At 67.3% G+C, this 12,230-nt stretch carries 20 protein-coding genes; 3 read left to right on the forward strand and 17 right to left on the reverse strand.

What is annotated here, in order from left to right; genetic code table 11:
• Positions 1-17 precede the first annotated feature (17 nt).
• Positions 18-1,187: a carboxylate-amine ligase gene (locus J2850_RS24765; protein WP_209987908.1), complete on the reverse strand. Its 1,170-nt coding sequence runs from the start codon at positions 1,185-1,187 to the stop codon at positions 18-20.
• 5 nt (positions 1,188-1,192) lie between these two features.
• Positions 1,193-2,125 (reverse strand): N-formylglutamate amidohydrolase, encoded by a 933-nt coding sequence (locus J2850_RS24770; protein WP_209987911.1) that lies wholly within the window; start codon positions 2,123-2,125, stop codon positions 1,193-1,195.
• Positions 2,126-2,249: 124 nt separating this feature from the next.
• Between J2850_RS24770 and J2850_RS24775 the strand changes: the two genes are divergently transcribed.
• The 3 genes from J2850_RS24775 to J2850_RS24785 all read left to right on the forward strand — a co-directional run bounded on the left by J2850_RS24775 (position 2,250) and on the right by J2850_RS24785 (position 4,914).
• Positions 2,250-2,945, forward strand: a complete 696-nt coding sequence (locus J2850_RS24775) for a hypothetical protein (RefSeq protein ID WP_209987914.1) — start codon at positions 2,250-2,252, stop codon at positions 2,943-2,945.
• Positions 2,946-3,059: 114 nt separating this feature from the next.
• Positions 3,060-3,965, forward strand: a complete 906-nt coding sequence (locus tag J2850_RS24780) for a DMT family transporter (RefSeq protein WP_209987917.1) — start codon at positions 3,060-3,062, stop codon at positions 3,963-3,965.
• A gap of 175 nt (positions 3,966-4,140) precedes the next feature.
• Positions 4,141-4,914, forward strand: coding sequence for a FadR/GntR family transcriptional regulator (locus J2850_RS24785; RefSeq protein ID WP_209987919.1), 774 nt, complete (start codon positions 4,141-4,143; stop codon positions 4,912-4,914).
• Positions 4,915-5,040: 126 nt separating this feature from the next.
• Here J2850_RS24785 and J2850_RS24790 read toward each other — a convergent pair whose 3' ends face one another.
• The 15 genes from J2850_RS24790 to rplP all read right to left on the reverse strand — a co-directional run bounded on the left by J2850_RS24790 (position 5,041) and on the right by rplP (position 12,224).
• Positions 5,041-5,688 carry an adenylate kinase gene (locus J2850_RS24790; protein ID WP_209987921.1) on the reverse strand — a complete coding sequence of 216 codons (648 nt, stop codon included), beginning with the start codon at positions 5,686-5,688 and terminating at the stop codon, positions 5,041-5,043.
• On the reverse strand, positions 5,688-7,028 hold the full coding sequence (secY, locus tag J2850_RS24795; RefSeq protein ID WP_209987923.1) for a preprotein translocase subunit SecY: 1,341 nt from the start codon (positions 7,026-7,028) through the stop codon (positions 5,688-5,690). The genes J2850_RS24790 and secY overlap by 1 nt, the downstream gene beginning before the upstream one ends.
• 123 nt (positions 7,029-7,151) lie before the next feature.
• Entirely contained in the window at positions 7,152-7,637 is a 486-nt protein-coding gene (rplO, locus tag J2850_RS24800) for a 50S ribosomal protein L15 (RefSeq protein WP_209987926.1), read from the reverse strand.
• Between the two features lie 4 nt (positions 7,638-7,641).
• Positions 7,642-7,833: a 50S ribosomal protein L30 gene (gene rpmD / locus J2850_RS24805; protein ID WP_109110110.1), complete on the reverse strand. Its 192-nt coding sequence runs from the start codon at positions 7,831-7,833 to the stop codon at positions 7,642-7,644.
• Between the two features lie 2 nt (positions 7,834-7,835).
• Positions 7,836-8,405 (reverse strand): 30S ribosomal protein S5, encoded by a 570-nt coding sequence (gene rpsE, locus J2850_RS24810; protein ID WP_209987929.1) that lies wholly within the window; start codon positions 8,403-8,405, stop codon positions 7,836-7,838.
• Positions 8,406-8,417: 12 nt separating this feature from the next.
• On the reverse strand, positions 8,418-8,780 hold the full coding sequence (gene rplR / locus J2850_RS24815; RefSeq protein ID WP_209987932.1) for a 50S ribosomal protein L18: 363 nt from the start codon (positions 8,778-8,780) through the stop codon (positions 8,418-8,420).
• Between the two features lie 5 nt (positions 8,781-8,785).
• Complete coding sequence (rplF, locus tag J2850_RS24820) at positions 8,786-9,319, reverse strand: 50S ribosomal protein L6 (protein ID WP_209987937.1); 534 nt, start codon at positions 9,317-9,319, stop codon at positions 8,786-8,788.
• Positions 9,320-9,332: 13 nt separating this feature from the next.
• Positions 9,333-9,731, reverse strand: coding sequence for a 30S ribosomal protein S8 (rpsH, locus tag J2850_RS24825; RefSeq protein ID WP_209987940.1), 399 nt, complete (start codon positions 9,729-9,731; stop codon positions 9,333-9,335).
• A 13-nt stretch (positions 9,732-9,744) separates the two neighbouring features.
• Entirely contained in the window at positions 9,745-10,050 is a 306-nt protein-coding gene (gene rpsN / locus J2850_RS24830; protein ID WP_209987943.1) for a 30S ribosomal protein S14, read from the reverse strand.
• Between the two features lie 15 nt (positions 10,051-10,065).
• A complete protein-coding gene (gene rplE / locus J2850_RS24835; RefSeq protein ID WP_209987946.1) occupies positions 10,066-10,608 on the reverse strand; it encodes a 50S ribosomal protein L5 in 543 nt (180 codons plus the stop codon).
• 10 nt (positions 10,609-10,618) lie between these two features.
• On the reverse strand, positions 10,619-10,936 hold the full coding sequence (rplX, locus tag J2850_RS24840) for a 50S ribosomal protein L24 (RefSeq protein ID WP_211114022.1): 318 nt from the start codon (positions 10,934-10,936) through the stop codon (positions 10,619-10,621).
• The gene (gene rplN / locus J2850_RS24845; RefSeq protein ID WP_012973215.1) at positions 10,936-11,304 is read right to left on the reverse strand and encodes a 50S ribosomal protein L14; all 369 of its coding nucleotides are present in this window, start codon (positions 11,302-11,304) and stop codon (positions 10,936-10,938) included. The genes rplX and rplN overlap by 1 nt, the downstream gene beginning before the upstream one ends.
• Before the next feature lie 19 nt (positions 11,305-11,323).
• A complete protein-coding gene (rpsQ, locus tag J2850_RS24850; protein WP_012973214.1) occupies positions 11,324-11,578 on the reverse strand; it encodes a 30S ribosomal protein S17 in 255 nt (84 codons plus the stop codon).
• An 11-nt stretch (positions 11,579-11,589) separates the two neighbouring features.
• Positions 11,590-11,796: a 50S ribosomal protein L29 gene (rpmC, locus tag J2850_RS24855; RefSeq protein WP_209987951.1), complete on the reverse strand. Its 207-nt coding sequence runs from the start codon at positions 11,794-11,796 to the stop codon at positions 11,590-11,592.
• On the reverse strand, positions 11,793-12,224 hold the full coding sequence (gene rplP, locus J2850_RS24860; protein ID WP_209987954.1) for a 50S ribosomal protein L16: 432 nt from the start codon (positions 12,222-12,224) through the stop codon (positions 11,793-11,795). Before rplP ends, rpmC begins: the two co-directional genes overlap by 4 nt.
• Positions 12,225-12,230 lie beyond the last annotated feature (6 nt).

Raw genomic sequence — 12,230 nt, forward strand, 5'->3', positions numbered from 1 at the left:
CCCGGGCTTCCGGCGCGTCAGGACCGCGAGGGCTTGGCCCCGGCCTCGACCCCGACCATGGTCTCCTCCACCAGCCAGTCGACCACGCGCCGCAGCGCCTCCTCCTCGCCGGCTCCCTCGGCGAGCGCCGCGTTGAAGATCTCGATCTGGCGGTGCGCGCTGGTGCCGCGCCCGATGATGTCGCGGGCCTGTTCGACTTCGGCGGCGCAGCCGAAATGCTCGGCATCCTCGCGCGTCAGGTCGATGATCTCGTCCAGCAGGTCGGCGTAGGGGACGATGCGGCCCTGGCCGAAGTCCACCAGCCCACTGTCGAGCCCATAGCGCTGGGCACGCCAGCGGTTCTCCTCGATCAGCAGGTTCTTGTAGGGCCGCCAGGTGACGTTGCGCGTCTTCAGCCGCCACAGCATGCGCAGCAGGCAGCGGTACAGCGCCGCGACCGTCAGCGCATCATCGAGGCGGGTGCAGATGTCGGTGATGCGCATCTCCAGCGTCGGGAAGCGCGAGGAGGGCCGGATGTCCCACCACAGCTTGGTGGCATCCTCGATCACGCCGGCATTCACCAGCACCGCCACATGCTGCTGGTATTCGCCATAGCTCTGGAACCCCGCCGGCATGCCGGTGCGCGGCAGTTCGTGCCAGACGCTCAGCCGGTAGGACCGCCGCTCCATGTCCCGGCCGCGCCAGAAGGGCGAAGAGGTGGAGAGCGCCAGCAGATGCGGCAGGAAATAGCGGACCTGGTTCATCAGATCGATGCGCAGGTCATCGTCCTCGATCCCGACATGGACATGCATGCCGCAGATCATCAGGCGCCGGGCCGGCGCACCCAGGTCGCGCGCCAGCATGTTGTAGCGGTCGCCGTTGGTGTGCTTCTGCGGCTCCCAAGCCGCGAAGGGATGGGTGGATGCCGCGATCGGCGCCAGCCCGTAACGGCCGGCCACCCCGGCCACCGTGGCGCGCAATGCCGCCAATTCACCACGCGCCTCGGCCATCGTCCGGCAGACCGGCGTCCCCACCTCGATCTGGCAGCGCAGGAACTCCGGATGGATCCGGCCGGGCGCCTGCTCCTGGCAGGCCTTCAGCATCTCGTCGGGGGGGCTGGGCACAATATCGCGCGTGCCGCGGTCCACCAGCAGATATTCCTCCTCCAGCCCCAGCGTGAAGGACGGCTCGGTAACGGACGGTTCCATGGCAGTCAGGCCCGCGGGTAATGGCGGATGGCCGCCAGGGAAGGGTCGCCGAGCAGCGGCTCCAGCGCATCGCCGATCACGCCGGCCCAGAGGTCGACGCCTTCCGGCGCCGCGATCAGGTCCTGGCGCACTTCCAGCAGCGCGTTGGGATAGCCGGCCGGCGTCGCGTGGGTTTCCACCGTGCCCCCCAGGGTGCCGCGGCCCGAATAGGGCTGGTTGTCGCCGACGCACCAGCGCCCGTCGGCGCGCAGCGCCTCGATCAGCGGCACGGGCAGGCGCGGGTCGTTGTCCCACAGGACGCCGATATGCCAGGGGCGCGCCACGCCGCGCATGGCCGGGGTGAAGCTGTGCACCGACAGCACGACCGGCACCTGCCCGCGCGCACGGATCGCCGCCAGGGCGCCGGCCACCGCCTTGTGGTAGGGACGGAAGATCGCCTCGACGCGTTCGGCCGCGGCCGCGGCATCGAGCGCGCGGTTGCCGGGAATGACGACGTCATCGCTGACCACCGGAATGGCGGTCGGGTCGTCCAGCGCCCGGTTCGGATCGATGACCAGCCGCGAATAGCCGGACAGCACCGCCGTCGCCCGGAAGCGGGCGGCCAGGCGCTTCGTCAGTTCGGCGGCGCCGATGTCGTAGGCGATGTGGCGGCAGAGCTGCTCCTCGGGCAGGCCGAGGTCGCCCAGCCGGCGGGGGATCGCGCGCATGGCATGGTCGCACACCAGCAGCAGCGCACCGGCGGCCTCCGGGTTCAGGATGGTCGCGGGCGGCGGATCGTCGGGGCCGAGCAGCGGAGCGGCGGCCTGCGGCGCCGGCACCGGCGCCGTAAGCGGCTGGCTGCGCTCCACCGGGCCGCCCTTGCTGTCCGGGCTGTCCGGGCCGTCCGGGCGGTGGCCCCGGTCAGGCGGAGACGGGTGATCGGGAGATGAGGAAACCATGCGCCACACTAGCCCAGCCCCGGGGCACGGCGGAAGCTTCGCCGATGGTGGTAGCTCGACGGGCAAGCTGGTAGGATCCGCCTCCACGCCGCCGTGCACACCACCCACCGGGACGAGATTCCGCATGAGCCGCCTGCTGCTTCTGTGTCTGGCCGCCCTGGCGCTCCTGAGCGCCTGCGGCCCCGTCTACGAGACCCAGTACAGCCTCACCCCGCCGGCCTCGCCGGAAGGGCGCCTGTGCGTCAGCCAATGCCAGCAGAACCGCAGCCTCTGCCGTCAGAATTGCGGGCTGGCCGAACAGGCCTGCGTCAGCGATGCGCGTGCCCGCGCCCGCTACGACTACCAGGCCTATGTCGCCACCCGGAAAGCCGAGAAGGCGCCGATCAAGAAGTCGATCAGCGATTTCGACCACTCGTCGTCCTGCGGCAGCAGCAGTTGCGAAGCGCGGTGCGACGCCGATTACCGCGACTGCTTCGGCGGCGCCTGTGGCGGGCGGGTGAGCGCCACGCAGGTCTGCACGGCCTTCTGCGACAAGGAGGTGCCGGCCGCCACCCCGCGCCCGGCGCTCAGCCCGGTCCCGCCGGCAGCCGCGATCCCACCCTCCGGCGCGCCGGCTGGCACCGCCGTCGCCGAAGCCCCCGAGACCGCGGAATCGCTGTGCCAGCCGGGCACGCTGGTCAAGGTTCGCTGGAAGGGCGAGACATACCTCGCGACGGTGAAGGGTACCCTGCGCAAGGACGGCCGCTGCCCGGTCCATTACGACGGATACAGCATGGAGGACGACGAGGCCGTGTCGGTGCGCCGCATGAGCCGCCGTTGAACTGACGCGGGCGGCCGGGGTGGATGGACCGCCCTGCTGTCGGGAGGGTGCGCACGGCAGCCATGATGCGCGCACCGCTGGCCCGACGGACAGTCCGCGGATATAAGCGGCACCATGCCCGATGCAGCCGCCATCACCGCCGACGACGCGTCCCGAAGCCAGCGTATCGCCTTGATCGCGCTGCCGCTCGGGGCGCTCGGAATCGCGTTCGCCCCGATCTTCGTCCGCCTTTCGGAGGTCGGGCCGGTCGCCACCGGCTTCTGGCGCGTGGCCCTGGCCGTTTCGGTGCTGGGCCTGTGGATGGGCAGCGACATCAGGAGCGGCAGCCGGCGGCCGACCTCGGCAACCGATTACGCCCGCCTGACCCTGGCGGGACTGTGCTTCGCCGGCGACCTCGCGGTGTGGCACATCTCGATCCACTACACCTCGGTCGCGAATTCCACGCTGCTCGCCAACTTCGCGCCGATCTTCGTCGCCCCGGCCGCGTGGCTGCTGTTCAAGGAGCGTCTCACCGGGCGTTTCGTGGTCGGCATGCTGCTGGCACTGGCCGGCGCGATGGTGCTGATGGGGCAGAGCTTCCAGCTCAACGCCGACCATCTGTTCGGCGATGCGCTCGCGCTACTGGCGGCCATGTTCTATGGCGGCTACATCCTGACCGTCGGGCGCCTGCGCGCCACCTTCTCCACCGCAACGATCATGACCTGGACGGCGGTGATCACCGCCGCGGTGCTGCTGCCGATCAGCCTGGCGGCCGGAGAGCCGATCCTGCCGACGACGGCGGCGGGCTGGCTCGTGCTGGCCGGCCTGGCGCTGGTCAGCCACGCGGGTGGCCAGAGCCTGATCGCCTATGCGCTCGCCCACCTTCCCGCCTCCTTCTCGTCGGTCAGCCTGCTGCTCCAGCCGGCGGCGGCGGCCGTGCTCGCCTGGATGCTGCTGGGCGAGCCGTTGGGAAGCTTGCAGGCGGCCGGCGCCGCGGTGATCCTGCTCGGTGTCCTTCTGGCGCGGCGCGGCAGCCGCTGACGTCCAAGGGCTGACTTCCAAGGGCTGACGGCCGAACGCCGCCGCCCGCTTTTCCACCCCGTGGGCAAGGTGACGCGGCGTCCCGCCACGCCATTGACCCGGCCGGCGGCGACCGTTACCGGTAGCGATACACCGAACCGTCCAAGACATGCTTCTGACCAGAGGGAAGATCCCCGTGCCCGGCACTGACGACAGCGCTCATGTCCCCTCCTCCTCGCAGCGCATTTCGGAGTGGGTGGCCCAGCAGCTTCTCGACCGCATCGCGCGCGGCGAGCTGGTGCCGGGCGAGCGGCTGCCGGGCGAGCGGCAGCTCGCCGAACAGTTGCACGTCAGCCGCGTCTCCGTGCGCGCCGCCTTGCAGAAACTGAAGACCCAGGGCTTCCTGACGGCGGTCCAGGGGGGTGGCACCCGCGTCGTTTCCTCGGCGGGGGTCATGGACGGCGCCTTGACCGCCATGGTGCGCAGCACGCGCCAAAATCTGTGCGACTTGGTGGAGATCCGCATGGCGCTCGAAAGCTGGGCCGCCCGCCGGGCCGCCGAGCGGGCCGCACCCGAGCAGATCGAAACCATCGGCCGCATCCTGGCGGCAATGAGCGAGACGGACCGCGATGGCGGGCGCGGTGCCGACGACATGGATTTCCACGTCGCCGTCGCCCAGGCGTCCGGCAGCCCGGTCTACCTGCACCTGTTGTCGACGATCCGCGACATCCTCGGCAACATGGTCGAGCTCAACCACACCGAGCCCTACATGGAGAACCACGAGGCGCTGATGATCGAGCATCACCGCGCCATCCATCAGGCCATCGCCCGGCGCGACCCGAACGCCGCGGCCGACGCGGTGAACGCCCATCTCGGCTGGATCCTCGCGCGCTACCGCACCATGACCGAGGAGCCGGCCGCGCAGGCCGCCGCGGCTACGGCCGCGCCGCCGGTCCGCCAAGGCGACTGATGCCCGTATGTGACGCTCCTGTCTGAAGCCGGCGCCCGACGCCCGCGACCAATCCAGGAAAACGCAAACGGCCGCGGCCTCCTTCCGGACGCCGCGGCCGTCTAGCGTTGCGATCAGCCCGACCGGTCAGCTTACGAGGATCGCCTCGATCTGCTTGGTGACCTCATCGATCTCGGCCATGCCGTCCACCATTTTCAGGACGCCACGGCCCTGGTAGTAGGGCAGGATCGGCGCGGTCTGCTGATGGTACTGGGCGAGGCGGGTGGTCACCGTCTCGGCGTTGTCGTCGGCGCGCCGCTTGAACTCGGTGCTGCCGCAGGCGTCGCAGACCCCGGCCACCTTCGGCTTCTCGAAGACGTCGTGGTAGCCCTTGCCGCACTTGGCACAGGTGTATCGGCCGGTGATGCGCTCGACCAGGACGTCGTCGACGACCCGCATCTCGATCACATGATCCAGCTTCAGCCCCTTTTCGGCCAGCATGGCGTCGAGCGCCTCGGCCTGCGCGACCGTGCGCGGGAACCCGTCGAGGATGAAGCCGTTCTTGACGTCGGGCTTCGAAATGCGCTCGGCGATCATGCTGACCATCAGCTCGTCCGGCATCAGCTTGCCGGCGGCCATGATCTCCTTCGCCTGCTGCCCGAGCGGCCCGCCTTCCGCGACCATGGCGCGGAGCATGTCGCCGGTCGACAGCTGCACGAGCCCGCGCGTGTCTTCCAGACGGCGCGCCTGGGTCCCCTTCCCGGCGCCCGGCGGACCGAGCAGTATGAGGTTCATTACTTTCTCCCCCGAAGCTTCGATTTCTTGATCAATCCCTCATACTGGTGGGCCAGCAGATGGGAGTGAATCTGCGCGACCGTGTCCATCGTGACGGTGACCACGATCAGCAGGCTGGTGCCGCCAAAATAGAACGGAACCGAATGCTGGGATATCAGGATTTCGGGGAGGAGACAAACCGCCACAAGGTAGGCGGAGCCAATGACCGTCAGCCGCGTCAGCACATAGTCGATGTGATCGGCAGTGTTCTTGCCCGGTCGGATGCCGGGGATGAAGCCACCATACTTGCGCAGATTGTCGGCGGTCTCGGTCGGATTGAAGACGATCGCGGTATAGAAGAAGCAGAAGAACACGATCATCGCTGCATACAGCAGCATGTACAGCGGCGTCCCATGCGCGACGTAGCGCGACACGGCCTGCAGCCACTCCGGCCCTTCGCCGCCGGCGAAGCCGACCGCGGTCAGCGGCAGCAGCAGCAGAGACGAGGCGAAGATCGGCGGGATGACGCCGGCAGTGTTCATCTTCAGCGGCAGGTGAGACGCTTCGCCCCCGAACACGCGGTTGCCGACCTGGCGCTTCGGGTACTGCACCAGCAGGCGACGCTGCGCGCGCTCCATGAAGACGATGAAGAACACGACGGCCACCGCCATCAGCAGCATGAAGACGATGAAGACCGTCGACAGCGCGCCCTGGCGCCCGAGTTCCAGCGTGTTGACCAGCGCCCGCGGCAGTTCCGCGACGATGCCGGCGAAGATGATCAGCGAGGTGCCGTTGCCGATGCCGCGGGCGGTGATCTGCTCGCCCAGCCACATCAGGAACATCGTGCCGCCGACCAGCGTGATGACCGTGGCGATCCGGAAGAACATGCCGGGGTCGATCACCGCGGCGCCGGTCGAGCCGCGCATCGACTCCAGCCCCACCGCGAGGCCGTAGGCCTGTACGGTCGCCAGCACGACGGTGCCGAAGCGGGTGTACTGGTTCAGCTTCTTGCGGCCGGCCTCACCCTCCTTCTTCATCGCCTCCATCTGCGGCGACACGGCAGTCAGCAACTGCACGATGATCGACGCCGAGATGTACGGCATGATGTTGAGGGCGAAGATGGTCATGCGGTGGAGCGCACCGCCGGCCAGCATGTCGAACATGCCGAGGATGCCGGAACCCTGCTGCTTGAACACGTCCTGCAGGATGTGCGGGTCGATGCCCGGCAGCGGGATGTAGGTGCCCAGCCGGTAGACGATCAGGGCCGCCAAGGTGAACCAAATCCGCTTTTTCAGCTCGGTCGCCTTGGAGAAAGCCCCGAAATTGATGTTGGCGGCAAGCTGCTCGGCCGCTGATGCCATGGTCCAATCCCTGTCCCGTAAGCGCGAACGGGGCGGCACTGCGCAACGCAGGCCGCCCCTCGCGACTTCGCTTTTTTAGTGCCGAACCGGTCCCGGCGCAAGGCCGGGAGCCGGCGGGTCACATCACTCGGCGGCTTCGGCGGCGGGCGCGGTCAGCGTCACGCTGCCGCCCGCCTTCTCGACGGCCTCGATGGCCGACTTGGACGCGCCGGCGACCGTGAAGGAAACCTTCGCGGTCAGCTCGCCCTTGGCCAGCAGGCGGACGCCGTCCTTCTTCACCCGGCCGGTGACGCCGGCCGCGTTGAGCGCCGCGGCGTCGATCGTCTCGCCGGCATTGAGCTTGCCGGCGTCGATGGCCTTCTGGATCATGCCCAGATTGACCACCGAATACTCCTTGGCGAAGATGTTCCGGAAGCCGCGCTTCGGCAGGCGGCGGTGCAGAGGCATCTGCCCGCCTTCGAAGCCGTTGATCGCGACGCCCGTACGCGAGGTCTGACCCTTCACGCCACGGCCGCCGGTCTTGCCCTTGCCGGAGCCGATACCGCGGCCGACGCGCATGCGCGCCTTGCGGGCACCGGCGTTGTCACGCAGGTCATTCAGCTTGGTCATGATCTCAGCCCTCGTTCTCGACGCGGACCAGGTGCGCGACCTTGGCGATCATGCCCCGCACGGCCGGAGTGTCCTCCAGCTCGCGGGTCCGGTGCAGCTTGTTGAGACCCAGACCGACCAGCGTCTCGCGCTGGTCGTGCTTGCGGCCGATCGGGCTGCCGATCTGGGTCACGACGACGGTCTTCTTGTCAGCCATGATCAGGCCTCCTGTCCGGCGCCGGCCTCGCGGCGGCCGAGGATGTCGCTGACGCGACGACCACGGCGAGCCGCGACGGACCGCGGGCTGGTGACCTGCGACAGGGCGTCGAAGGTCGCCTTGATCATGTTGTGCGGGTTCGAGGTGCCGATCGACTTGGTCACGACGTCAGCGACGCCGAGAGCCTCGAAGATCGCGCGCATCGGACCACCGGCGATGATGCCGGTACCGGCCGGAGCCGCCCGCAGCACGACCTTGCCGGCACCGAAGTGACCGTTGGTGTCGTGGTGCAGAGTGCGGCCCTCGCGCAGCGGGACGCGGATCATGCCGCGCTTGGCCTGGTCGGTCGCCTTGCGGATGGCTTCCGGGACCTCGCGGGCCTTGCCCGAACCGACGCCGACGCGGCCCTTGCCGTCACCGACGACCACCAGGGCGGCGAAGCCGAAGCGACGGCCACCCTTGACGACCTTGGCGACGCGGTTGATGCCGACGAGCTTTTCGATCAGCTCGCTCTCTTCCCGCTCGCGCGGCTGGCGGTCGCGGTTGTCCCGCTCCCCACGTTCACGTGCCATTTCCGGGCCTCCTTAGAACGACAGCCCGCCCTCGCGGGCGGCGTCGGCCAGGGCCTTGACCCGGCCATGGTAAATGTACCCACCGCGGTCGAACACGACCTCGGTGACCCCAGCCGCCTTGGCACGCTCGGCGATCAGGCCGCCGATGCGCTTGGCCGCCTCGACGTTGCCGCCGTGCTTGAGCTGCTCGCGCAGCTCCTTCTCCAGCGACGAGGCCGACGCGAGCGTCTTGCCGTTTTCGTCGTCGATGATCTGGGCGTAGATGTGCAGATTGGACCGGAAGACCGAGAGGCGAACGCGCCCGCCGGCCTTGTTGGCAATCTGCGCGCGCACGCGCTGCTTGCGGCGCTCGTGGAGTTGCTTTGGCTTCAGCATGGCGGTTACTTCTTCTTACCTTCCTTGCGCAGGACGGTTTCGGTCTCGTACTTGATGCCCTTGCCCTTGTAGGGCTCCGGCTTCTTCCAACCGCGGATCTCGGCGGCAACCTGGCCGACCTTGTGCTTGTCGTAGCCGCTGACCGAGATGGCCGTCGGCTTGTCGCACTTGATCGAGATGCCTTCCGGGATCGGGTACTTCACGTCGTGCGAGAAGCCGAGCTGCATGACCAGCTCCTTGCCCTGCACGGCCGCGCGGTAACCCACGCCGTTGATCTCGAGGTTGATGGTGTAGCCCTGGCTGACACCCGTGACCATGTTGTTGATCAGGGTGCGCGAGGTCGCCCACATGGTGCGGGCGCGCTTGCTGTCGTTTGCCGGCTTCACCACCACCTTGCCGTCTTCCAGCGAGGCGGTGATGTCGTCGATCAGGGTCAGGCTGAGTTGCCCCAGCTTGCCCTTGGCCGTCACCTGCTGGCCGTCGACCTTCACGTCGACGCCAGCCGGAACCGGCACGGGATGCTTGCCAATGCGCGACATCTGCCAATCCCCCTTAGAACACGCGGCAGAGGACTTCACCGCCGACGTTGGCGGCGCGGGCCTCGTTGTCCGACATCACGCCGCGCGGGGTCGACAGGATCGACAGACCGAGGCCGTTATAGAAACGGGGCAGGTCGGCGATCTTCGAGTAGACGCGACGGCCGGGCTTCGACACACGGGCGATCTGCTTGATGACAGGCTCGCCTTCGTTGTACTTCAGCTCGATCTTCAGGTTCTTGATGCCGGGGCGCAGCTCTTCCTCGGACCAGCCGCGGATGAAGCCTTCGCGCTTCAGCACTTCCAGGACATTGATGCGCAGCTTCGACGCCGGGGACACCACAACGGACATACGGGCGTGCTGACCGTTGCGGATACGGGTCAGCATATCGCCGAGCGGATCGCTCAAAGACATTCTCGGACCCTCCTTACCAGCTCGACTTCACCATGCCGGGAATCTGGCCGGTGGAGGCCAGTTCACGGAGGGTGACGCGGGACAGCTTGAACTTGCGATAGAACGCGCGCGGACGCCCGGTCATTTCGCAGCGGTTGCGGATGCGCACCTTCGACGAGTTGCGCGGCAGTTCGGCCAGCTTCAGGCGGGCGGCGAACTGCTCTTCCTGCGGGAGGGTCTTGTCGTTGGCGATCGCCTTCAGCCGGGCACGCTTGTTCGCGTACTGCTTGGCCAGCTTGGCGCGACGCTTGTTCTTTTCGATGGCACTGGTCTTAGCCATGGTCGTGCTCCAGCCTCAGCTCACGAACGGCATGTCGAAGCCCTTAAGGAGCGCCTTGGCTTCCTTGTCGGTCTTCGCCGAAGTGACGATGATGATGTCCATGCCGCGGATCTGATCGATCTTGTCGTAATCGATCTCCGGGAAAATGATCTGCTCCTTGACGCCCATGGCATAGTTGCCACGGCCATCGAAGCTGTTCCCCGGGATGCCGCGGAAGTCGCGGACGCGCGGGAGCGCGATCGTCACCAGACGGTCCAGGAACTCGTACATGCGGTCGCGGCGGAGCGTGACCTTGCAGCCGATCGCCATGCCTTCGCGCAGCTTGAACTGGGCGATCGACTTGCGCGACTTAGTCACCACCGGCTTCTGGCCGGTGATGGCGGCCATTTCGGCCACGGCGAGCTGGATCTTCTTGGAGTCGGCGACAGCCTCGCCGACACCCATGTTGATCACGATCTTCTCGATCCGCGGAACTTCCATGTCGTTCTTGTAGTCGAACTCCGACTTCAGAGCGGCACGGATCTTGGATTCGTAAATTTCTTTCAGACGTGCGGCCATGTCCCGGTCCTCACAGGTCGATGACTTCGCCGGACCGCTTGGCGACACGCACCTTGCGGCCATCCTCAAGGACCTTGAAACCGACGCGAGTCGGCTTGCCGTCCTTGGGGTCGACATGAGCCAGGTTCGAGACGTCGATCGGCGCCTCGAACTCAACGATACCACCCTGCGAGCGGGCGCTGGCACGCTGGTGCTTCTTCACCACGTTCACGCCCTGGACAACCGCGCGGTTCTCCTTGGGGAGAACCTTCAGCACCTCGCCGGTCTTGCCCTTGTCCTTGCCGGTCAGGACGACGACCTTGTCCTTGGTCTTGATCTTGGCGGCCATCACAGCACCTCCGGCGCCAGCGAGATGATCTTCATGAACTTCTTGCCACGAAGCTCACGAGTGACCGGCCCGAAGATACGGGTGCCGATCGGCTCACCCTGCTTGTTGATGAGCACGGCGGCGTTCCGGTCGAAACGGATCGCCGACCCGTCCTCCCGACGCAGTTCCTTCGCGGTGCGGACGATGACGGCGCGATGCACGTCGCCCTTCTTGACGCGGCCCTTCGGAATGGCCTCCTTGACCGAGACGACGATGACATCGCCCACGGTCGCGACCTTCCGCTTGGACCCGCCAAGCACCTTGATGCACTGCACCCGGCGCGCCCCGCTGTTATCGGCGACTTCCAGGTTGGTTTGCATCTGGATCATGGTTTATGACCTTTCGTTATCACGCGGCGCCGCTATCGGCGGCGGACTCCGTCACGACCGTCCAGCGCTTCGACTTGGAGATCGGACGGCATTCGATGATCGAAACGGTATCGCCGACCTTGTACTGGTTGCCCTCGTCGTGGGCGGCGTACTTCTTCGACTGACGAATGAACTTCTTGTACACGGGGTGCATGACGCGGCGCTCGACAAGAACCGTAACGGTCTTGTCGCACTTGTCGCTGACCACCGTGCCCTGCAGAACGCGGCGAGGCATGATGATCCCCCTTACTTGCCGGCGTCGGCGGAGCGGGCACGCTCGCCGAGGATGGTCTTGATGCGGGCGATGTCGCGGCGCACCGTGTTCACCCGCGCGGTGTTCTCCAACTGGCCGGAGGCCTTCTGGAAACGCAGGTTGAACTGTTCCTTCTTGAGCTGGAGGAGCTGATCGTTCAGCTCGTCCGCGCTCTTCGCACGAATGTCTACGGCCTTCATGCCGCGGTCTCCTCGACACCGCCCAGGCGGGTCACCAGCTTCACCTTGATCGGCAGCTTCGCGGCCGCCAGAGCGAAGGCGGTTTTTGCCACATCCGCCGGCACGCCGTCCAGTTCAAACAGGATGCGGCCGGGCTTGACGCGGGCCGCCCAGTACTCCGGCGAACCCTTACCGGAACCCATGCGGACTTCGGCAGGCTTGGTGGAGACGGGCAGGTCCGGGAACACCCGGATCCAGACGCGGCCCTGACGCTTCATCGCACGGGTGATCGCGCGGCGGGCCGCCTCGATCTGCCGGGCGGTGATGCGCTCCGGCTCCAGGGCCTTCAGGCCGAAGGAGCCGAAGTTCAGCGCGGTGCCGCCCTTCGCGTTGCCGTGGATGCGGCCCTTGTGGGCCTTGCGGAATTTCGTACGCTTCGGAGAAAGCATCGCTCG

Origin of the sequence: Azospirillum picis (assembly GCF_017876115.1) — a bacterium.
GTDB lineage: Bacteria > Pseudomonadota > Alphaproteobacteria > Azospirillales > Azospirillaceae > Azospirillum > Azospirillum picis.